The organism is Paenibacillus sp. FSL R5-0701, assembly GCF_037973995.1.
Classification (GTDB): Bacteria; Bacillota; Bacilli; order Paenibacillales; family Paenibacillaceae; genus Paenibacillus.
The window spans coordinates 1,372,071-1,392,365 of record NZ_CP150230.1 but is presented as its reverse complement, the minus strand read 5'-3'; the positions used below and the strand labels follow the sequence as shown (position 1 = coordinate 1,392,365).

General features: G+C 48.5%; 25 protein-coding genes. 2 read left to right on the top strand and 23 right to left on the bottom strand.

Translation table 11 applies throughout. The annotated features are described in order from the left end of the window. Positions 1-462: 462 nt before the first annotated feature. The 17 genes from MKZ13_RS06260 to MKZ13_RS06180 form a co-directional block, all read right to left on the bottom strand. Complete coding sequence (locus MKZ13_RS06260; RefSeq protein WP_339182651.1) at positions 463-963, bottom strand: phage holin family protein; 501 nt, start codon at positions 961-963, stop codon at positions 463-465. 267 nt (positions 964-1,230) lie between these two features. Next, positions 1,231-1,671 (bottom strand): hypothetical protein, encoded by a 441-nt coding sequence (locus MKZ13_RS06255; RefSeq protein WP_339182649.1) that lies wholly within the window; start codon positions 1,669-1,671, stop codon positions 1,231-1,233. A gap of 21 nt (positions 1,672-1,692) precedes the next feature. After that, positions 1,693-2,256 carry a hypothetical protein gene (locus MKZ13_RS06250; RefSeq protein ID WP_339182647.1) on the bottom strand — a complete coding sequence of 188 codons (564 nt, stop codon included), beginning with the start codon at positions 2,254-2,256 and terminating at the stop codon, positions 1,693-1,695. Next, complete coding sequence (locus tag MKZ13_RS06245) at positions 2,257-2,919, bottom strand: hypothetical protein (RefSeq protein WP_339182645.1); 663 nt, start codon at positions 2,917-2,919, stop codon at positions 2,257-2,259. It lies immediately after the preceding gene. Next, positions 2,871-3,482: a pyocin knob domain-containing protein gene (locus MKZ13_RS06240; RefSeq protein ID WP_339182643.1), complete on the bottom strand. Its 612-nt coding sequence runs from the start codon at positions 3,480-3,482 to the stop codon at positions 2,871-2,873. Before MKZ13_RS06240 ends, MKZ13_RS06245 begins: the two co-directional genes overlap by 49 nt. Continuing rightward, positions 3,482-4,072: a YmfQ family protein gene (locus tag MKZ13_RS06235; RefSeq protein ID WP_339182641.1), complete on the bottom strand. Its 591-nt coding sequence runs from the start codon at positions 4,070-4,072 to the stop codon at positions 3,482-3,484. Before MKZ13_RS06235 ends, MKZ13_RS06240 begins: the two co-directional genes overlap by 1 nt. A gap of 137 nt (positions 4,073-4,209) precedes the next feature. Then, entirely contained in the window at positions 4,210-5,349 is a 1,140-nt protein-coding gene (locus MKZ13_RS06230; protein WP_339182639.1) for a baseplate J/gp47 family protein, read from the bottom strand. A gap of 4 nt (positions 5,350-5,353) precedes the next feature. Next, entirely contained in the window at positions 5,354-5,809 is a 456-nt protein-coding gene (locus tag MKZ13_RS06225) for a DUF2634 domain-containing protein (RefSeq protein WP_339182637.1), read from the bottom strand. Next, on the bottom strand, positions 5,802-6,212 hold the full coding sequence (locus MKZ13_RS06220; RefSeq protein WP_339182635.1) for a hypothetical protein: 411 nt from the start codon (positions 6,210-6,212) through the stop codon (positions 5,802-5,804). The genes MKZ13_RS06225 and MKZ13_RS06220 overlap by 8 nt, the downstream gene beginning before the upstream one ends. After that, positions 6,205-7,191, bottom strand: coding sequence for a phage portal protein (locus MKZ13_RS06215; RefSeq protein ID WP_339182633.1), 987 nt, complete (start codon positions 7,189-7,191; stop codon positions 6,205-6,207). The genes MKZ13_RS06220 and MKZ13_RS06215 overlap by 8 nt, the downstream gene beginning before the upstream one ends. Beyond that, the gene (locus tag MKZ13_RS06210) at positions 7,188-7,820 is read right to left on the bottom strand and encodes a LysM peptidoglycan-binding domain-containing protein (protein WP_339185358.1); all 633 of its coding nucleotides are present in this window, start codon (positions 7,818-7,820) and stop codon (positions 7,188-7,190) included. The genes MKZ13_RS06215 and MKZ13_RS06210 overlap by 4 nt, the downstream gene beginning before the upstream one ends. Before the next feature lie 54 nt (positions 7,821-7,874). Then, positions 7,875-9,605: a hypothetical protein gene (locus tag MKZ13_RS06205; protein WP_339182631.1), complete on the bottom strand. Its 1,731-nt coding sequence runs from the start codon at positions 9,603-9,605 to the stop codon at positions 7,875-7,877. Positions 9,606-9,787: 182 nt separating this feature from the next. Further along, positions 9,788-10,222, bottom strand: coding sequence for a hypothetical protein (locus tag MKZ13_RS06200; protein ID WP_017690174.1), 435 nt, complete (start codon positions 10,220-10,222; stop codon positions 9,788-9,790). Positions 10,223-10,395: 173 nt separating this feature from the next. Continuing rightward, entirely contained in the window at positions 10,396-10,803 is a 408-nt protein-coding gene (locus MKZ13_RS06195; RefSeq protein WP_036611426.1) for a phage tail tube protein, read from the bottom strand. A 51-nt stretch (positions 10,804-10,854) separates the two neighbouring features. Next, complete coding sequence (locus MKZ13_RS06190; protein ID WP_339182628.1) at positions 10,855-12,318, bottom strand: phage tail sheath subtilisin-like domain-containing protein; 1,464 nt, start codon at positions 12,316-12,318, stop codon at positions 10,855-10,857. After that, positions 12,318-12,506, bottom strand: a complete 189-nt coding sequence (locus tag MKZ13_RS06185) for a hypothetical protein (protein WP_249911568.1) — start codon at positions 12,504-12,506, stop codon at positions 12,318-12,320. The genes MKZ13_RS06190 and MKZ13_RS06185 overlap by 1 nt, the downstream gene beginning before the upstream one ends. 413 nt (positions 12,507-12,919) lie before the next feature. Next, entirely contained in the window at positions 12,920-13,843 is a 924-nt protein-coding gene (locus tag MKZ13_RS06180; protein WP_339182625.1) for a hypothetical protein, read from the bottom strand. Between the two features lie 437 nt (positions 13,844-14,280). Between MKZ13_RS06180 and MKZ13_RS06175 the strand changes: the two genes are divergently transcribed. Continuing rightward, positions 14,281-14,625 (top strand): DUF3139 domain-containing protein, encoded by a 345-nt coding sequence (locus MKZ13_RS06175; RefSeq protein ID WP_339182623.1) that lies wholly within the window; start codon positions 14,281-14,283, stop codon positions 14,623-14,625. 4 nt (positions 14,626-14,629) lie between these two features. Here the strand turns inward: MKZ13_RS06175 and MKZ13_RS06170 are convergent, their stop codons facing one another. Next, positions 14,630-16,480 (bottom strand): DUF4127 family protein, encoded by a 1,851-nt coding sequence (locus tag MKZ13_RS06170; protein ID WP_339182621.1) that lies wholly within the window; start codon positions 16,478-16,480, stop codon positions 14,630-14,632. A 344-nt stretch (positions 16,481-16,824) separates the two neighbouring features. Between MKZ13_RS06170 and MKZ13_RS06165 the strand changes: the two genes are divergently transcribed. Beyond that, positions 16,825-17,307, top strand: a complete 483-nt coding sequence (locus tag MKZ13_RS06165; protein WP_339182619.1) for a hypothetical protein — start codon at positions 16,825-16,827, stop codon at positions 17,305-17,307. A gap of 95 nt (positions 17,308-17,402) precedes the next feature. On the opposite strand, the gene MKZ13_RS06160 is transcribed toward MKZ13_RS06165, so the two are convergent. From MKZ13_RS06160 to MKZ13_RS06140, 5 genes are all read right to left on the bottom strand, one after another. Beyond that, positions 17,403-18,056: a hypothetical protein gene (locus tag MKZ13_RS06160; RefSeq protein ID WP_339182617.1), complete on the bottom strand. Its 654-nt coding sequence runs from the start codon at positions 18,054-18,056 to the stop codon at positions 17,403-17,405. Beyond that, positions 18,007-18,354: a hypothetical protein gene (locus MKZ13_RS06155; protein ID WP_339182615.1), complete on the bottom strand. Its 348-nt coding sequence runs from the start codon at positions 18,352-18,354 to the stop codon at positions 18,007-18,009. Before MKZ13_RS06155 ends, MKZ13_RS06160 begins: the two co-directional genes overlap by 50 nt. A gap of 126 nt (positions 18,355-18,480) precedes the next feature. Further along, complete coding sequence (locus MKZ13_RS06150; RefSeq protein WP_339182613.1) at positions 18,481-19,116, bottom strand: VOC family protein; 636 nt, start codon at positions 19,114-19,116, stop codon at positions 18,481-18,483. Beyond that, positions 19,113-19,571 (bottom strand): VOC family protein, encoded by a 459-nt coding sequence (locus MKZ13_RS06145; RefSeq protein WP_339182611.1) that lies wholly within the window; start codon positions 19,569-19,571, stop codon positions 19,113-19,115. The genes MKZ13_RS06150 and MKZ13_RS06145 overlap by 4 nt, the downstream gene beginning before the upstream one ends. A 46-nt stretch (positions 19,572-19,617) precedes the next feature. Further along, a complete protein-coding gene (locus tag MKZ13_RS06140) occupies positions 19,618-20,193 on the bottom strand; it encodes an NAD(P)H-dependent oxidoreductase (protein WP_339182609.1) in 576 nt (191 codons plus the stop codon). Between the last annotated feature and the right edge of the window lie 102 nt (positions 20,194-20,295).

Sequence of the window (20,295 nt, the reverse complement as noted above, 5' to 3'; positions counted from 1 at the left end):
GCATTTTACATCATTCGATTCAAGCGTTCCCAGGTACAAGTATAGACAGATTAGAGCATTCTGATCTATACATTGCTGATTGGATGTCACTCTCTGGATTGATGCAAAATGCTCCTATAGTTAATGCGGTTGGATCAGGGGTTGCTTGTGTGCGTGTCCTTGATGTGTTGGAAATGAACTGAGCCTTGTTCACACGGACACTCCGATGACAGAATAACCTTCCAATCGCTGTTATCCCCGGTTTTTTTGATTCTCTTTATAAAGGGGAAAATCCGGGGGATAAAGGCGACCGCTTCGCTTTTTCAACTTTTTTCTGTCCTCTCCGTTATTGTGTGAAAATGTTAAGTTCAATCTGTATAGCCGCCTAATATAGCTTTGCTTATTTAGATTAGTTCTGTTTAATCTGACATTCGTACTAATCAACAAACGTTTAATATAACTATACACTCGCAATATTAATCGCTACTTAACGTTATCTTTGGTTGTCGGTGATTCTGTGTCGTCCGGATCTGCCTGTGAAAAAGAGTCTTTGGCACTTGGGGAGAAGTTACCGGGGAGTTCTCCGGTTCCCCCTTTGCCCTTGAGCACTTCAATTGCTTGCCGAATCACCGGCGGAATGGGTGCACCCAGTTTGCCTCCATTTTCGATGATCGACAACAACTCATTTGCGATATAAAAAAAGGCGACCGCATCCCTGAACAAATGTCCGTCTCCCAGAACACCGTCCACCAGATGAGCCACCGATACCATTGCAAATATAAATACCTTTCGGGCGATGCCGAACATTCCGACATTGCTCTCTAACTTGCCAGTCATACCAGCCGCCGCGATGCCCGTTAGGTAATCGAGGATGACGAACACAAGTAGTACGCCGAGCACGCCTGACCAACCTCCGAAGAAGTAGGTTACTGAGCTGCTCATGAGTGCAATTCCCCATTTCCATAAGGTATCCCATCGTTCCATGGTTTCACCTCCTTTAATTTTTGTGATAACTGCTTCAAAAGGTAGTAAAATAGCGCTCCGTATTCGGAACGCTTGTTACACAATACTTCCGTTTTGGTCTATCCCTGCTGTTTCCAGAGCAGCCCTCACTTTATCACGATTACCGTTTGCAGTCGGAACATCGTCAATACCGATCATTCCTTTATGAATCATCATTATATATACAGCCAACATATTCTCACCCCTTTCGTGAGTGTTACAGCCCAACGGATTAACAATCTTGCAAGTTTATCCCGCATCAGGCATCAAGTTAAGCAACATCATGTGCAATTCCATGAGCGCCAATTGATTCGAGTTGTTTTCTTCCCGCAATCGCTGATTTTCTGCCGCCAATTCAGCAATTTGAGACGTGAACGATACCATAGGTGGTTGCGTTTCCTCGTCTCCTTTGGGTGGATAATCGAATAACGGTTCCAATGTTTCCAGATCAACGCGTGCAATCATGCCACCTTCTGCACGATCAAGGATGTACGCTCCGTGATCCAATTGAATCATGCCCACCGAATCAGGTACTTTATCAGCCAAGGCTTGAAACAATTTAAAATCCTGATCCCGCGTGGTTTCGACAACGATCCCGGCACTTTCTGGTGTAATAACAATGACGTTACCTGATTGCAAGTCGTAGTAAACCTTGTTACCGATTTTATTTTTCGGTTCTTGTTCGGTCATTTTTCCACTACCTTTCTATTTCTACTTTGCTACCGCTTCGAGATTGAGAAAATATATCTGTATTCTTTGGGTTGCTCCAGTTGTATTTGTTGCGATCAAGGAAAAGTAAACAGGACCATTCACATCAAATCCAGCAGGTTTATTTGCCAAGTCTGCTTTATTCCACCCTACCGTGGCGCCAGATGTTTCCATTGGCGTTATTGGTGATCCACCGGATACGGACGTCCATACGGTTCCCTGTTCTAAGTCAACAAAAATCGGTCTAAGCCATAAATAATAAGTTACTACAGTCGTTATTGGCCATCTGTTTCCAAACCTATCGGTTAATGCGTAGTAAGCAGTTATACCACTTTGTGACGGTACGCTTAGTCCCAATAACGTATACGTTGCAGCAGCAGACGGCCCTATTCGTAAGATTTTTGCGCCGCGAATTGTAAAAAATGACGCCATCTCTCTTTCACTTGACCCATTCGGCACATCATAACTAACGGGGTTACGCGTCGGGAGGGATATACGTTGTAGTTTTTCAAAAGCTGACCCGTCAATTGAACTATTTTCCAATGAGTAACCATTAATTAAAGGCATCTATACCACCCTTTCTAAAACGATTGAGACTTGGACGGCTGCTGTTGTCACAACCCCTATACTCAATGTTTTAGTTGGTAAAAATATATCAGGGTTTGGAATAATAAGAGTGTCATTTGCTATCACACTTTGTTCTACCATTAACTTCCTTGTTGAATCAATGTCGATAGTTACTTTGGCATCCACGTTTGTCGTATTACAAATAACTATGGACTTGATAAGATAGTTGTAACCAAATCCGCTAAAATTTCCAGATGTAGTAAATAAAGCTGTCCGTTTAGAATAATCGTAATCAATTGCTACATAATCCTCTTCAAACCCACTTATCGTAAACTCTACTTCACTCCCCCCTGATCCTTGTACTTGGATAGTCTCCCCCGCCATTAACGGTATATCTAAATCGTTAATAACTAAAGTTTGTGACCCTTGCAAGCTGTGATCATACGCAATATAAGCGCCGCCAACTATCAACCGAAAGGTTCTATATAAATTGGCGGTAGTATTAACAATTACGATTGACTTTATAACGGCGTATTTACCAGCCGGGACAGAATAAACTGTTGTCGCTGCCGATGATGCCTTACCTGCGTATAATGCCTTTATTGTAGCTGCCATTAACTGATCGGCCCCCAAACGTTTCGTTTTGGTGTTTGCAATTCCCAAGGGTTCCAATCAGCATTCATTTTCACCCTTTGATATGTTCTTGTCCTTCCTGAATAATTCGCTTGTGTCAATCTCTGCAAAGTCCAAGTTAAACCAGAATAATTCCGTGTCAACACTTCCACATGGTAAGCCCCGCCATTATTGTTAGGACCATTAATGAAACCAGATATAAAGTAAAACCCAGTATTCAATAACGTATTCAAGTCAACCGACCCAGTCAGATTGGTAACAAAACCTTCGTCACTGGTAAGTTTGTATTTTTGCCACGCTTTATCATCCACGTATTGTTGAGCCGCTAATCTAGCATAACTGAGCGCCTTTTCAGTAGGTGCAAGTTTTTCAGAGTCACCATCAATTTTATTAGATAACTGGACCTTCCCTTTCTGCGTCAAAGACGCATCGGGAATATCCATCTGACTCACAGCTTCACGAAGCGTATCCAAATCCTCCTGCGTCGCCACACCTGCGTCAATCTTTTCAAAAATTCCATTAATACTCTCCCGGGTTACATTCTCGTTCCCCAAGGGCAGAGGCAATTTCAGTCGATCTGTTTCTTGTGGCATTACGCCCACACCTCCAGTTCATTCCACGTCAAGGACGCGGCATCGAGTTCGTCCCATGTCATCTGTTTGTTGTCCAGATCGTCCCAGACCAGATAGCGATATTCATATTCCACGGCCATATGGGCCGGTTTCAATTCTTCAATCGCCTTTTTCAGATCATCGATATTGAGCGGGCTGCCCATCGTATCCACAAAGCTCACCGTAAAACTCCACGTTTCCGGCTGAAATGTCACATCTACCTTGCCCCCATCATACGCCTCAGCCACATTCGCAACTTGCCTGCCCGAGAACTTTCCTGCCCCGCGCAGCTTTGACTCCACCACCGCACGCCGTTGCTCCACAGGTTTGAGACGGTCCGTCTCAATACCTAGCTCCTGCTCCCAAAAGTCCAGCCCCCACGTCGCTGTACGGACAAAAAACTGCTCCAGCGTCTCATCCAGCGCCTGGTACAGCAGATCCATTTCGCTGCCTTTGGTCTGCATATCAGCCTGCATCACACGTGAAGTCTCATAATACCTGGGCAAATACGAGAACAACTCCCGCCCTTTCTCACTCGTCAGTCCAACATCTACAGTAGAAGGAGCACTCATGCCCTGTCCCCTCCCTTCCTTGCACATCATCATGAAACGTCTCGCTCACCAGCTCTAACTCAGATCGGCGTACTTCTCTCAATCTCCCTAGGCCTCCGCACTCCCAAACTACTTTCTCATCCACCATCTGCCCAACACTACTCATACACATCCACCGTCCCCAGCACGGCCACCTGGCTCGCGGTCATCTCGATATTCTGGTCACTTACACCGTTCACAGTAAGCTCCGAATAGTCGATAATCGGCGGAATGTCCAGCAAAATCGCGGCAATGCGGGTGTAACGAACGAGTGGATCGGCAAAAGCCAACTGCTTCAAGTACGCGGTCACCCCGCGTTCGATCAACGCCCTTACATCGGCCAATGTCGCATCACTGGCAAGCGTCAGTTTCACCTGAATATTCATCGGCACTTCCACGGCTGGCATCACGGACACGACTGGCCCCGCCGGTGCCACGCCTTCACCCTGTCCATCTTGCGTGGGGTCAACGTACTTCTGTACCGCCGCCACCAGATCGGTGCCCGCAGCACGTTTTTCCGTGTCCAGCAAATATAGTCCCACCGTGCCAGGGCCTTGCCATAACGGAATAACACGCGTTGCGCCAACACCTGGCACTTCACTGGCCCATTGCACATATTGTGCTTTGTTGCCGCTTGTCCCTTGGTTGCGGACTTTGGCATAAAAACGTTCCAGCAATGCCATATCTGCCTCAATATCTGCACCGCCTTTGATCACATCAACATTCGTGACAGAGGTCACGCCACTTACAGGTGTAGACAGCACAGTTACGGTGCCCGCAGGCACATTGCTTTCTTTTCCGGCAACAAGCGCTCGCACGCCTACCACCCCGGAACCATCTGCATCCAGTTCCAAACGTCCCACTGTCTCATATTCGAGCGAAGCTTCAGCAGATACTTCATCCGCGAGTGTAGCCACGACCGTGCCCACAGGCACAACTTTCCCCGGCGTACCCATGAACCTCACTGCACCTTGTGCCGCCACAGCAGCCCGCCGCGTGATGCCGTGCTCTCCTGCCCGCAGATCCAGCTCTTCCGAACGAAAATTCGGATCACTGCTCGCCGCCGTACTAGCAAACCCGCGCCGCAGTAATTCCTTCGCCCACAAAGCCGCCTCAGACAGCATAAACGCAACCGGAGCCTCCGCATCCCACAGAAACGAACCCTCTGACTTATCCAGATCCGCAGGCAGACGATCCAGCATGCGCTGCATAATCTGTTCCTCCGTCTGGTCCTCCAAATAACGCGGAATCTCAGCCATTCCGTCAGATCACCTCACTTTCCAGAATAAACATCTCTTCCTGCACACTCGCCACCCGGCACGAGAACATGCACTGCTCCCGATTCCAATCAAACGTGAACTGGTCTACCGAATCCGTGCGTGGATCAGCCAGCAACGTCTCCGTCACCATCCGGGTAATCTCACTTTCCATCACACCCCGGCTGTCACCCTGCCCCACCAGATCCTCCAGCTCCGAACCATAGTTTCGGGAGTAAATCACATGTCTGTACCGCGGCGTCTTGACCGCCTTGATGCACCATTGCACCCAGGCTTCATGTGCATCCGCCGAGGCTACTTTGCCACTTGGGGTCAGCACAAAATCCCCTGCATCGTAATCGAATCGCCAGCTCCGTCCAAAGCGTACCTCTTCCGAAGCTGCCCCCGACAGATCCTCCTCATCTCCCCAGACCACACCCGTTTCCGGAAACAAACTAGGCATGCGCACTCACCACCTTACACAGCACCACAATGTCGTTACCGCCATTCACCCGCATCGCCAGTACGCGATCTCCCGCTTTTAATCCTTTACCAAGAGACCACACCGCTTCTTCCACTTCCTCTTCTTGCAAAAGAAACCGTCCCGTGCCCGTTGTTCCGCCGTTTGCCACGTCAGGTATACCGGAAATCGCGCCAGCAGCCTCGCGCTCCGGCAGTCCAAGCGTGCCCGGCAACTCGGCCACGAGGTAATCCTGCACTTCGTGCTTGAAATCATCCAGCTTCACGCCGGACGATGTCATCGTGCCCAATACCGCGCCCAGCCCGCTCACAGCCTGACGGGAATGCATACTCATCACACCCCTCATGACGTCGGCAAAATGCCCATACGGATCATCTTTATTCAAGGTAATACCTCCTTTTCACCAGCTCAGCCGTCCCCAGCTCTAACGTCATCGTTCCAGGCCCGGCAGATAGATCACGGCTTACCGACATGACGATTAGCTTCAGCCCTTTTAACAACACCGCGTCCCCGGCCCGAATCGTATTGACATCCGGTGCAGATATCGTAAAGGTCTCCTGAATACCCGTCAGATGACTTTTCGCCAGTTTCTTGGCGGCGGTTGTCGATTTCACCTGATCGTCCTCGACCAGCTTTTGCAATGTGCCCAGTTCTTCCACATTATCCTGCTCAATCGCGAGCACTTTGGAAGGAACTTCTTTGCCACTTGTAGACTCCGACGCTGCCATGACTTTAACTTTGGTAACCGCCCCTTCGAGCGTACGCATCTGGGTCAGATCAATCAGTCGATCCAGCTCATACACCTTCGCATTACTTCCGACCTTGAAGAGCTGCAGCCCACCAGGTGTCATCCGTGGATGGTACATGTCCCCGCCGGACTTCGCCGTTTCCTTCAGATCGGCAAACATCATCGAAAAGATCGTCTGTGACCGATACACGGCTTTTCCCAGCTTTGTCTTGGTTTCCGGCAACGTAGCATATGGAATCTTCCACTCTTTGGCGTAGGTTTTGAGTCGTTGCGTAGCAGTCTGATCCTTCGGCAGCAGGAACTCGTCCTCCGATTTTTCCAGATAAATCATCCGGTCGTACACCGTGAGAGACAGCCGCTTGGTGCCGCTGTTGGAACTCTCCACCTCCCAGATGACCGCAGGATGCAGCAAGTGAACCATGGATTTTTCACCAAAAGGAACCCCACTAATCCGTACCGCCATGCCCGGTGAGATCGAAGGCAGACCCGAAGAAGCGGACACCGCCAGCCGGATGTTGGCCTGATAGGCAATCTGGTCAAGCGAGTCCTTCAGCGTAATCGTCTCCACCAACTTGGTGATGTCGTATTTGTCGTCGACAATGACCTTGTAGGTCATGGCATCACCAGCTTTTGCCCGGGCTTGATCCGGTTTGGATCACTCCCGATGATCTTGGCGTTGAGCTTGTAGATCTCGTTCCATTTGGAACTGCTGCCCAGCTCAAGCTTTGCTATTTTGGAGAGGGAGTCGCCAGATTTGACGGTGTAGGTCTTGCTGCTCTTTTTCAAATCGGTACGAGAACCTGACTTGCTCGCGGATGCCGCAGAGCCCACCTTCTCCACCTTGGAATCCCGCCATGTGCGTAGGGTCAGGTCGAAGTAAATATCTCCTGTCTCCCCCCCACGAAAGCTCGAATTAAGCGAAACAATAAAAACAGGCACGTTCACACCCGTCTCTGAAATGATGAAACGCAGCGGCTTTTTGGAGATCAGAAACGTGTTCAGGACATTCATCGCCACACGCGGATCAGGCAAATTTTCTTTGTACATGCAGTAGAAGGCATCATACTCTTTGGGAAAAAAAGAAGAGAAGGTGATCTCCTTCACCTTCTCCCCCTGAGCAAAATCAAACTCGCCATGCTCCAGCATATTAATCGTTTCATAGCCTTTGGACCTGGAAATACTCACCTCTTCCGGGTTCACCGGGAATTGAAATGAAGTGCCGCCATCCTTCAGCGTAAATGCCATTTTGTTAGGACCTACTTCATCTTTAAGTACAAACATACACGGCCTCCTTTCTGCTTAGGCCATAATCGTTTTTCGGTTTTCCATCGCACGGCGGAACTCGCCCGTAATCCGTTGTCCGACCTGCTTGGTAACAGCATCGTAATCAATCGCATTTTCGCGCACAGTCACCTGCACCGCACCTGGTGGAATATTGATTGCAATCTGATTGGTAGTTTCTGTTTTGAAATCCTTCAAGTATCCGGACAGACTGCTCATCTGGTCTTCGGATATTTGTACCGTCATTGTGGAAGATTTCCCATTCGTCTGCGCACCGTTACCAAGCGCCATTGCTTGGTTCTGCATCATGCTTGTTCCCATGAATCCAGCAGATGTAGGCTGACCGACCTTGCTGTTCATATATGCGGCTGGGCCTGTCATGGTCAGTGCAGGTGGCATATAGGCAGGTGCCATCTGCGGGCCGGTTGCAACTGGAGACGGTGCAGCCACCGTTGCTGCCGAGATCGTCTTCTCTTCTTTTTTGGAACCAAATCCAAAGAAGCTGGATATACCATCGGTGATATTTTTTGTTTTCTCAGAGACGTAATCGGCTGCACCCGACAATGCATCACCTACACCTTCGGTAGCACTAGACATAAAGTTTCCAATATCCTTCGCTTTGTCTCCAATCCAACCGCCTGCTTCACTTCCGGCCCAACCACCTACTGCACCACCTACCCATGTCCCGATGCCAGGCAAAAGAACGCTACCGATGGCGCTACCAATCGCAGTACCTGCTGTGCCGCCAATCATGGAACCCACAGCTCGGCCACGCTCTTCCGGGGGCGCTGTCGCTACATTCGCAACATCAGCAAGCATGCTGATGGGTCCGAGCAACCTTTTTGCTCCTTTGGCAAAGCCACTACTTAAATTATCCATCAATCCATTACCAGCCAGCATGTCGGTTAAAGATCCCAATCCACCATCCGCAAATCCTAATCTACCGCTTCCTCGTATTCTTCTACCGCCTCCCCTATTACGGTTGCGATCGGCCGGAGGAGTTGGAGTATCAGGTACAGGATTGGGTACTGGTGATGGGCCCCGGTTCGAACGGTTACTTGACCTTCTACCACTTCGATAATTTCGTCTGCCACGATCTGAGCCACCGCCATCTGCATTCGGTGAACGCACTCTACGGTTCTTGCCCATCTTCCCACCTGTGCAACAGCAGCACTTGGATGCTGGACTTCTGGTTGGATCTGATGCAGGATTATCTTCTTTTTTCTTTTTGAAACGATCAATAATATCTCCAATATTGTTGAACGCATCCATAATGCTATTAGCTACTTCTAGTGCCTTTTCCCACCACTTTTTAGGTTCTTCTTCCTTCGTATTGTTAGTAATGTTTTTGTTGTTCTGAATCATGACAGCCATAGTTGGGCCAGTTTGCCCTCCTTTACCCATCGCCACTTCAATCTTCTGCCGAACTTCAAGGGATACTGTTCCCGAAGCCGTAACCATCTGGTCCCTGAATTTATTCAGTTTAACCCATGCGCGATCCAGTGCCGGACTCAGCTTATCAATCAACCCAATCGTCGGTGTAATTCGCAGCCTGCTGATTCGCACAGCCATACTATAAATATGCTCCAGCCTGCGTCCGGTCGTTCTCAGTTCATTGTTCACCTTAATCAGACTCTGATAACGAACTCTGCCCAGACGTTCGGTTGAGCGTTGGATCTGATCCAGATAACGAAGGGTTGTCCGCATTTCCGCATTGGACTTGGATAAACCTACAATCATTTCTGCCATTTTTTCACCTCCTGCCCTATATTGTTATCGATTTATTTGCGAAGTTATCGCTGACATTTCCTCTTCCGAGAACGCAATTAACAGCGAGCGCTCCCCACGTGGCAAAGACCAGAACTCTCCGGGCCGGAGATGATGACGCACCCACATGTGATACAGGAACGTGGTCATCCCGCCGGAGTGAATCAGTTTTTTAGGTCTTCAATCTCCACACCAAAGCCGGACAGCTCCAGCACTTTATCACCTACGGCATCCAATTCACCAGCCAGCAGCATACGACGTACTGCCTGTTCGCCACCGGACAACTTCATGCGGCCGGTAATGCGTGTGTCACCCCAGCCGGACAATTCCAGGCTGCGGACTTTTAATTTCACCGTTGCTTCGGAAATGAGCAGCGCGTTAAACGTTTCGGTGTCCACCTTTTCCTCGGTGCGGCCTTTGGTCGTTTTTCGAATGGTACAGCGTTCGCGAATGTGATCTACTTTGGAGGACGTCAGCCCACGCAAGGTCAACAGCAGATCCAGACGCTGAATGCGCACATTCTCCTCTGGCAAACGTTCTGCTGCTTCAAACAACTGATCCAAAATCTGTTCTTCGGACATATTTTCATTCATACTCATCGGGTGTTATCTCCTTCTTATTTCATAAATGGGTTTATCATGCCAGCTTCCAAGCCTGTAGAGACAACAAAGAGACCGAGATCATCTCGGCCCGCATTGGTGTCCATATTATACGAAGTAACTATGCAATCACGCTTGAGCATACTAGCCTAATCACGTGACTATTTCAAAGCTTAGTTCGCCACAATCGGATTCAGCAATTCAAATCCTTCAAATGTAAAGCCCGTTTCCTCCGGTACTTCCTCACCCGCTGTCCAGTTGGCAAGCTGGATTTTGTCCACCATGCAACCTCTCAGCAATACACTCTCATGTCCATATGATTCTGGGTCGTTCAGCTTGGAAATGATCTCGAATTTGGTGAAGCCGCGCTGGATCATATCCGAAGTGACTTTGTAACCCGTCATCGTGCCTGTTCCTTTTTTTGCACCATTTTTGTGCACCTTCCAGTCGTTACCGACCAGGTTCAGCTCACGCTTTTCAATCTCCACACTCGCTTCCAACTTGTTAATGTTTGTCTGCCACACACCATCGATATGCAGCTGACCATGGGTACCGAGAATTACTCTTGACGCATCCAACATATATTTTCCTCCTTGAAATTATAAAATATCGTTCTTTCCTTTCACACAACCTTATTGCACGTAAAATGTACCAAACAACTGCTCCATTACATCCGTCAGCTTCACATTCCATTGCAGGAATACCTGATCCGCTTCCGGTTTGAGAACTGGTGCCGCGCCATAATATGCCGGGTCAAGAATGACATCATAACCGTCAGCTTCAATCACATTGCTCTGTGCGAGCAACGCCAAATAGGCCTTCATGGCACTAATCAGTGCCTGACGACCCTCTTCGGTATTGTTTACTTTACCGATATACGTATCTTCCGCGGAGCGCTGCAAATCCGTGTTGATGGCATCCAACACACGAATGGAACGGATTTTTTTCCACGCATTATTCTGTCCAGCGGCCGGAGTTACCAGGGTGTTTACACCGCGAAGTGCTTTCACCTGCCGTCCATCATGGAAGAAAATAAATACGCCATTCTGTACCGCCTGCTCCTGTTCTGCACGCGTCCAGCGACGTGTCACATCATCGAACGGAGTAGCTGCATAGGTTGTGGATTGGTTCAGACGTTGTCCGGCGATCAGTCCTGCAACATAAGCGGATGTTTCCGCCGAGCTGTAGAATGCATCTCCAAGGCGTACGCCTGTACCTACATTAATCACACCTTCATGGTTGAGCGCAAGCGAACGTGCTGCTGCTTTTTGTGCTGCTGTAGCAGAAGTGTCATCCGCTGCGGAACCGCCAAATACAGCCACCACCGGTTTACCTTCACTACGCACACGTTTCACCCATGCCGCAAAACTCGCAAGCAGAGGTGCATCTGCCGCCTGATCCAAAGCCAAGACGTCGAATTGCTCCCCTTCCAGCGTACCTTGCACAGCAATATACTCTGCATTGGTCAGGTCATCATTGCCACTTACTCCACCTTTGAATGCCGCACCCGCAATTGTTGCAACTACACCTGCACCATCGCCAATCGCCTGAGCCGTTACCCAGACATTTTGTTCATCCGCGTTAATCTCTTTTGCCAGAGAAGCTGCTGTAATATCCGCTGTCAGGAGCGCATACAACATCCGGTTACCTTCGAAGAGACGCACTTCATGCTTCGTATTATCAATCACACCTGGCTGGATGGTGACGTAGAATCCATTTGCACGATCCCCCGGATACTTCGCATCCAGTTGCAGCACATTGGCGTCACTGCTGTCCTTCAAAGTAAGCGTAGCAACTTTAGCCGCAGCACTTGCTACACGATAAGCGAGCAACTTCTTCGGCCCACCCAACAGGGCGAGCTTCAAGGACGTATAAGCCGTACCGTTGTCCAGCACATTCGCCGCATAGATACGTTCAATCGCCGCTTCGCTCCCTACTTCAACAAAAGTTCCTACCGGACCCCAGTTGGCCTTGATTGGCACAACGACCGTCCCCCGTGTTCCCGCTTGAATGGCCGAGGATGCCGCCGCCTGAAAATTCATATATAAGCCCGGAAGGACCGGACGATTCGTTTGCTCCCAATTTCCGCCTGCCATTATCCCTTCACCTTCGCTTTCATAAATTGGTTAATTCGTTCTTGCGTTTCTTCTATGGAAAACGTCTCTTGCGCCGCTTCGTACAGCGCACCGTACAGCACCTCTGCCTTAACGGCAAAGAGGGCTTCTGCATGATTCATCAGTTCTGCCCGTGTATACCGCGGGGCTGTCTGTTTGCTTTTTTTCACTGAGCTTGCCATTGCCATCTCACCTCATTTGTTGGACTACTGATTTCGTGAAACGATGATCTTTAAGCTTGACCTATGAATTTTTGATCCTATGAACCTATGAATTTGAAGCTATAATGTTGAAGCTAAAGCAATCTACTCAAAGCTATAATCTGGAACCACTCTTAAAAGTGCATGTTCAAAAAGATCGGTTTTCAGTACCGAGAAGATGGGATGAAGTTAGAAATGGAGTAGCAGAGCGTAGGGAAAACTACGTGAGCAACTACAATGTTTCCAAAGGAAACATACTTCGTAAGCTTATGCTTATTCGGCTGAATTCCATATTCGATGCTGATGATGCCGTTAGGCATCCTTTGTAATCAAAAGCGGGCTTTTTGAACAACCTCTAATAGAAGGTTCCTCTCGACTAACGTTTACTCCATACCTTTGCTATGGTAAATCTCACGGATCAAAGGTACATTCGTACCCGGACGACGAATCCGCTGTTGCAACGTCAGGCGAATCTGTCCGTTCAGATACGCATCCGTCTGTAAGTCTGCCGTGACTTCATCCACTGTGATATATCGCGTGTTACCTTCGTGCTCTTCGCCACCCGCTTCAGTGATGGCAAGACGAGATTGCACTGCAAGTTGCTCTACCAACCGAGTAACGGTCTGCCGTGTTAGCACCGGTTGATCGGTGAGCACATGCCCAATCCACTGTTGTCGAACCTCCAATGCCGAAGTCCCCGCCACAGACGTGCTGCATCCAGCCAATCGCCATAACACAGACGGCATCTCATATCCTCCGGGCCATGCATCACCATATACCGACCAATTCGAGCCAAGCTCCTGCAGTGTCCAGCCTTGAAGCGTAGCTAACCACGCATCCCCTATTTCAGTGACAGCAGTTCCTGAGTCTTCAGGAACATACACCCCGAATCGCAGACTACGTGTAAGCATTCCAGACCCTGTATCCACCCGGTCACTATCTGAAGAACCCAAATAGATGCAAGTGAAGGCCTCACCTGCTTCATCCACCAGCCTTACCTGGTGCAACCCTTCGATTAGAAGGGCTGACCAAGCTTCCACCTGTTCAGCGCCACCATCTTCTGGACGAGCGTATGGGGAGATTTTGATGATCCTTCGGTATCCCGCCCAGGCAGACTTCGGCACTTCTTCGGCAAACGCAACCACTGCACAAGGCCCGGCCAAAACTTCGCCTGACGCAGGTGCATCCAGCACACGACCGTCCCAATCTGGGACAAGTACCGCGAGCTTCTGTTTCAGCGTTTTTTTAATGAGTGTACTCATTTTACTGATACTCACGGCAGTGCTAATTTCATTTCTCATAGACACATTCATTTCGCCCCCTTTGGCTGCAAGTTTGAGATCTGCCCACACCGTGCAGCGGCAATGCAGCAGCTGCAGTAGACTCCCCCTTTTAACTCAGAGTCTGTATTCCGACCGAACCAGTACCGGGACTACATTCACCGCATCAAAAAGACCGGCCACCTGGCCGGTCTGTACATTAGCGTATGTGCTTTCGGTGCGTCCCTTGTTATTGATCCGATAATACAATCTTACACCCTTTCATTCCTAGCGCGGATGGTGTTCCGTACGACTTCGGTGCGATTAAGGGCGTCGTTCGGGTGGAAAAAAGACGATTCTGGAATCATCATTTTAAAGAATACCTAAGTAAGCTTTAAGATCAAATAATTGATAAATTTATCCAAATATATTAATATTTTATTATCAAATTCATTGTCGCTTACGTAAAAGAAGGAGAAATACCTATGAGTAAAACATTCAAGATCACTTCACTTGTCATCTTAGCATTTATACTCGGGATATCCTGCTGGGCCTACTTCGGACTGCTTGGTAATCCGCTGAAGAAAAATGATGCTGAACAACAGGTAACCACTTACCTGATTGAACAGAGAGGTTATTCACCCGAACAGCTTATCGAAGTACAAGGTACTTACTCCTCAAAAAGTTCTGAAGCACCTTACGGTGCCTCCGTAACATTCGCGGATGAACTCGAAGCGAAGTATCAATATATCATTTTTAACAACGGCGAGATTAAGCAGTACAGTCATACCAGTGATGATCCCAAACATGAGGAGCCCATGGTGAGATAACAGTTTAGTTCAGCGTAACCTGCGGGTTCAACGTAATCTCAAATGCACGCCCCCAGATGAAATCGGGATTTCCATATTCCAGCAGCGCACTGCCATACGTCGCATAGGACAATTCGTCATTACAGATCTGCTTAATCGCCACATTGCCTGTCTGGAAGGCTGTTTTATTCGCAAGTGCCGTTGTGTAAGTTTGCATCAAGTCACGAAGCAATGTTTGCAAATGGGCATAGTCTTCCTCTGAGTTGAACAGCAACATATTTTGATCCGAAAGGGTAGCCACGTTGGTATAAAGCGCATGAGCTCGGGAATACGTGCGGATCTCTGCAATCGCTACCGCTTTGTAGTAGTAATCCTTCAGGAAACGCTTAAACAACAACGAGCCATGCGCGTTCATCGCATCGCGCAACTTATGCTCATGCTTCTCTGTTGTGATCAACGCGTACCTCGCCTGCCCCATGCCTACAGCAATACCGATCTTATTACCTGGCGTATTCCATGCACTATAACCCAGAACCCGTCCGGTATATGGACTGTTTAGCAACGCTTCAGCAACATCAACATTCGCTGGTCCTTTACCCACAAAATCAATCAATACCGAAGGCAGACCTTGCTCACTATTCAGCGTCAATTGCTCCAACGCAGCCTGCACCTGATCCAGAGCCGTAATGGCGATAATCTCAATGTCGATGCCCGTGTTCTCCCCGGAATTACCCGGGTGACCCTTCGTCATACGATCCAGTTCGGAGGTCATGTCAAACGGGACAACTTGATCAACTGCTACAGCCACTAGCTGTTCATTTTCCACACTAGCACTCACATCCGTCACCACCTCCGGTTCAGGATATGCCGAATCCGCTACAAGCACACCACCTACAATATCCACATGACGAACCACATTCTCGTGTACATCCATGTATTCATACGTGTTAATGATGGAATTGCCGTGAGGACCAAAGTATCTCACTGCGTAACGTGTCCTCGCCCCGCCTCGGAACAATTGGTTAGCCATCCGAGCGACCAAAGCGTGCCCCAAACCATCTGCATCCGGCAAGATGATAGCACGATCCGGATTTTGCCCATTGGTTCCACCCAGCCATTCATTGATCCGCGCTTCTACATATTTGATTTCATTGATCTGAACACCCTGCGTGTTGGCATCGTCGACTCCAACCGCGAGGAAATCGATATAACCTGTGCGAGCCAGCCGATCCAAAATGTACAGATTTGTTTTGAATTTATGCTGTCTTGTATTGTAATACTGTTCTTTATCAAAATAGGTCGTTGTCCCATATTTCACTCCATCCGGGGACAGGTTATAACCTTCGATAATATCCTCAAACTCAGTGTATGTCTGACGTGGCTGCTGCATCAATGCACGGGACTCATTATATGCATCAAGCGCCAAGCCATCTGCAAACGAAGTTGTAGCCAAACGCATGATGGTGTCCATTACAAATACGGGTTTGCGTGGATATTTCTGCTTGATCACGCGGATCACATCCAGCAAACGCGTCGTCTCATCATCGTATTCTGGATAGGCGCCTCCTCCATCTTCACGGAGCTGACGACTACCAATCAGGCCGCCATAAGCGAGCATATCGGATGAAATAATGAATCCGTCGACTTTGGCAGCATGTTTCAGAATAAAGTCGTGAATCTTGGACGGTTTGCCATAAACCGGCGTGGAGGTGCCGAGCAGCGTTGTGCCATCTACGGTTTTCTCCGAGTCCAGACGATTTTTAATATCACTCAGGTTCGGTGTAACGATATGGATACCGGCTGCTTTCCCTTGCACAATCACATCATCCAGATTCGCTGGACGATCATCCAGTGGAACATACAATACTGTTTTCATATCACGTAGCCTCCTGTTATCTAATTAGTCTTATTACCCGATCAGGGCAAGGAGGCAATCACCTAATTAAAAAACCGGCCCCATGGCCGGTCCGTACTTTAGCGTATGAGCTGTCGGTGTGTCTTCCTTGCTGCTGATCCGATAATATCATCTTACCGCCTTTTCCCACTCGCGCTGATGGTAATCGGGATGAATTACGCATGAATGTAGTCGTCTCTATGGCGGTTAATTGTCGGTTTCTCGAGAGAAACTCCTATCGATAGTCCAACCAAACCCATCCTGATGATGTTTATATGACATAAGTAGCTTTCAAATCCTACGAACAATAAAGGATGGATATGACCATGAAAAAGAGGTATTTCTTTTATCTTTGGATTGCTGTCACCAGTTATATGGCGGGCCCCGCTATGTATGCGTTGGCGATGTACATCTTATATCAGGAAACAGATGTTGTAACAACATCTCTCATTGGATGGACCGCGGCAACATTCTTATCCGTTGGTATCCTGTTCATCCTGATCACAGTCATCATACTACGATTTTTCAACATCTATTATTTCTGGCTGCAAACCCTGCTCTTCGAGTTGTTTTTCCTTGTCCTCGTCTATATGACCACTGTTCTTCTTGGGGCTGGCAACAGGGGACTGCCCAAGCTATCCTTTTTATTTACGCCCGAAGGCATCTCCTTATGGATGTTCTGGGGGAGTATTGCACTTATGAGTTCCTGGGGAATATGGGCAGCGAGTCAGCCCGTACGAAAATCACCATACATGCTTGTGTCCAGAGTCATGCTGATCCTTTTTATCCTTGAAATTTGGCCCCGTTAATAAGGTGCAGGCTGCCCACGATTCGGTAGACTAGAATAATGCCTAGAAGGGGTGTCCGTCATTACGGACACCCCTTCTTAAATGTATGTTTTTACTCACGCGATGATATAACGAAAGTTCTCCCATGTTTCCGGTACGGGCTCCCCGTTCTTGGCATGATGATAGAAGCTGAACGGGAATTTGAATACATGACCTCCGTTCCAGTCGCGGGAACGTCTGTCGGTGAGCCAATATTCCAGCTCATGAGGGAGCGCCACTGATCGTTCCGCCCGTTCTAGTGGCAGCAGATCTACGGGTGATTGCAATGTCGGCATCTCCTGTTCAATATCCACATCTCGGCTTAAGCGTAGCGCCTTCACCATAGTAAGGAAAGGCGGAATGCCTTTGTGGAATAATGCCGGATAACCCAATTCATATAATATGTTAAGCGCATGTCCGTAGGTGAGCATATGACCGATTAGATCATGGTGCGCTTCCGCGTGATAGATGGTCTGGAACGCCCCAAGTTCATCCAGAATCAAACGTGACAACTGAATTGGATCATCAATCTCGGGGAAACCATCGCTTTTTTCCGGCTTCAGACTGCGAATTTCTTTCATCGTTGTGTTCATCCAGGATCTTCCCGGGATGGTCCGATCGAATGAATCGATCAGTTCAACCAGCCGACCAATATCCTCTGCAGTACCCCATCCATCCAGTTCACGAATGGCTTTCAGACTGATTTGCCCCGTAGATGGCCTGGTGCCCAACCCAGTGCAGCTCTCCAATCGTTCGATCCAATGCGTCCGTAATACGCGCTTCGGCATCTTCCCTGGGCATCATCTCACCAATCGGAGAGGTCTGGCCAGGGCTGATTCCATGCTGGCGAAGCATGGCTTTTGCTTCGGCCGTAACACTGCCGGCGGCAAGGGCAGTGAGACGATTTTCCCGTAACCAAAAATATGCCGCAATCGCACCCGCCCCATAATGGGCGTGCCACAGATCTCCTGTACGTTCCCGACTGGAAACGATAATCGCTAGTCCATCTTCCAACAAACGTCGATCCAAGCTTGCCACCACCCTTCATCAAATGTAAGCCCATCAGAGAAACTACCCTGGAATAAATAAAGCGTTTACTTCTATAACATGATGGAAATGCTCCACATATGCCCGTTTTGCCCCGGAATGCAAAGTTTAGCCAATTCGAAGCTTGCCCACCCCACGGATGGATACTTCCAGCGGATAGATCTCAGCTTTTTGCTTGGAGAAAAACCACGTCCGATCCTTCTTCACCACAATAAATAAACCATGTACATCTCCTACAGGAGCAAAGGTATCACTAACCTCACCCCATCGCGTGATTCCAATCTGCTGAAGCTCATTCACCGCAGACAGAACATCATCCGTCACCAGGCCAATCTCACACACCTGTAATATATCTTTAGTGGAGAAGTCATGGTCACTCTCGTTCTGAATACGATGATGAGCAATCAACTCGATAATATTGCCTGCCGGATCTTCAAAATAGAGGGAATGAGAGTCCCAATTAGCAGAGTATGTCTCATCCCGATGTTCTTCCCTGCTTAAGGCAACACATGATGCAGCCCACTGCTTCGCTTCCTTGAACCGATTTGTCGGAATCAACCAGGCTACATGATAGAAGGGCTCCGGATCTGTTTCACACGGTTTGAAAATCATCTTTGTCCCTCCAACCTCCAGGTTGAAGGCCTGATCTGTCGCATTGGACACCTCCATGCCCAACGTATCACGATAAAAATGCTTGAGGTCCTCCAGCCGTGTTGTATATAACTGTAATTCTTCAATCATCATACGGTCTTCTCCTGCATCTCCTCCCACCGACTCCATGGCACCATGCCAAGCTCAGGCTTCGCTTCATCCGGGAGCATAGCAATGAATTCAAGCGAATGGCCATCTGGATCGTTAAAATATACAGATACTGCGGGCATCCAGCCGAAGACGTACAGTTCACCGATATCATCATTCAGGAAGTTCTGTGTCTTGATTCCTTTGTTCTCCAAGTGAGCCATCGCATGTTTCATATCCTCCAGAGATACATGAAAAGCAAAGTGCTGACGCCGCACTTCGGAAGGTTCCTTTTGCCACAATCCCAGCATGGCATTGCCTTTTCCACCAATCCAGTAGAAGGAGTTTCCACGTTCTTTCTGCCCGTAGGCATGAGGTAATCCCAGGACCGTTTCATAGAAATGATGGGATCTCTCCAGATCCGTCACGTTTAGATGTGTTTCAAATATGCCTGTAATCATAATGCTCAACCTCTTTTCCTTTTCCCATTTTCATCTTCGCTTGTTCTCAACTCATGGTTGAATTCCGCGCATTTGTTAACGTCTGTGCCAGATTTAAAAACGATCCAATAACCCGCTGCACCCGGTCCTCTATATCCTGACTGCCTTCGTACTCTTCGTATCCGTCAAATGTTGCTTCGAATCGTCTGCGCTGCGCACCACCAATCGAAATCCACTCTTGGGCATTGATGCCATGCAGATTGCGAACAATCGCTTGCAGTTGTAAAAGCGAACTTACCCCCACCGCTCCGCCAGAGGAGCTGATGGACAGGACGGGCTTGCCGCTGAAATGAGTCTGACTCAGATGATCCAGTGCATTTTTGAGCACACCGCTTATACTGCCGTGATACTCTGGTGTAGACAGGATGATTGCATCAGCCGCGAGCATACGTGTATTCAGGTCTGCCAGATGTTCATGATCCGCTTGTTTTTCATCTGGCGCGTAGAATGGAAGTGATGTCTGATACAGATCAAACAGGCTGGCCTGATGCCCCTGACCTCGAATAATCTCCACAGCATACTCTCCCAGACGTGTACTGGTTGCATTGTTCCGATTGCTGCCTGCCAAAATAACGATATTCATTCATGTCACTCTCCTTGGTTTTTTAATAATTCAAACGCTCATGTTTCAACCGATCTGTTATTTCTACTCTTATCTTACCTTTCTTTGGCATCCAAATCGTCA

Excerpts from the sequence above, each read along its gene's own strand:
- MKZ13_RS06260 (WP_339182651.1), bottom strand. The coding sequence starts at position 963 with ATGGAACGATGGGATACCTTATGGAAATGGGGAATTGCACTCATGAGC.
- MKZ13_RS06255 (WP_339182649.1), bottom strand. The coding sequence starts at position 1,671 with ATGACCGAACAAGAACCGAAAAATAAAATCGGTAACAAGGTTTACTAC.
- MKZ13_RS06250 (WP_339182647.1), bottom strand. The coding sequence starts at position 2,256 with ATGCCTTTAATTAATGGTTACTCATTGGAAAATAGTTCAATTGACGGG.
- MKZ13_RS06240 (WP_339182643.1), bottom strand. The coding sequence starts at position 3,482 with ATGCCACAAGAAACAGATCGACTGAAATTGCCTCTGCCCTTGGGGAAC.
- MKZ13_RS06235 (WP_339182641.1), bottom strand. The coding sequence starts at position 4,072 with ATGAGTGCTCCTTCTACTGTAGATGTTGGACTGACGAGTGAGAAAGGG.
- MKZ13_RS06230 (WP_339182639.1), bottom strand. The coding sequence starts at position 5,349 with ATGGCTGAGATTCCGCGTTATTTGGAGGACCAGACGGAGGAACAGATT.
- MKZ13_RS06225 (WP_339182637.1), bottom strand. The coding sequence starts at position 5,809 with ATGCCTAGTTTGTTTCCGGAAACGGGTGTGGTCTGGGGAGATGAGGAG.
- MKZ13_RS06215 (WP_339182633.1), bottom strand. The coding sequence starts at position 7,191 with ATGACCTACAAGGTCATTGTCGACGACAAATACGACATCACCAAGTTG.
- MKZ13_RS06210 (WP_339185358.1), bottom strand. The coding sequence starts at position 7,820 with ATGGCATTTACGCTGAAGGATGGCGGCACTTCATTTCAATTCCCGGTG.
- MKZ13_RS06205 (WP_339182631.1), bottom strand. The coding sequence starts at position 9,605 with ATGGCAGAAATGATTGTAGGTTTATCCAAGTCCAATGCGGAAATGCGG.
- MKZ13_RS06200 (WP_017690174.1), bottom strand. The coding sequence starts at position 10,222 with ATGAGTATGAATGAAAATATGTCCGAAGAACAGATTTTGGATCAGTTG.
- MKZ13_RS06195 (WP_036611426.1), bottom strand. The coding sequence starts at position 10,803 with ATGTTGGATGCGTCAAGAGTAATTCTCGGTACCCATGGTCAGCTGCAT.
- MKZ13_RS06190 (WP_339182628.1), bottom strand. The coding sequence starts at position 12,318 with ATGGCAGGCGGAAATTGGGAGCAAACGAATCGTCCGGTCCTTCCGGGC.
- MKZ13_RS06175 (WP_339182623.1), top strand. The coding sequence starts at position 14,281 with ATGAGTAAAACATTCAAGATCACTTCACTTGTCATCTTAGCATTTATA.
- MKZ13_RS06170 (WP_339182621.1), bottom strand. The coding sequence starts at position 16,480 with ATGAAAACAGTATTGTATGTTCCACTGGATGATCGTCCAGCGAATCTG.
- MKZ13_RS06165 (WP_339182619.1), top strand. The coding sequence starts at position 16,825 with ATGAAAAAGAGGTATTTCTTTTATCTTTGGATTGCTGTCACCAGTTAT.
- MKZ13_RS06150 (WP_339182613.1), bottom strand. The coding sequence starts at position 19,116 with ATGATGATTGAAGAATTACAGTTATATACAACACGGCTGGAGGACCTC.
- MKZ13_RS06145 (WP_339182611.1), bottom strand. The coding sequence starts at position 19,571 with ATGATTACAGGCATATTTGAAACACATCTAAACGTGACGGATCTGGAG.
- MKZ13_RS06140 (WP_339182609.1), bottom strand. The coding sequence starts at position 20,193 with ATGAATATCGTTATTTTGGCAGGCAGCAATCGGAACAATGCAACCAGT.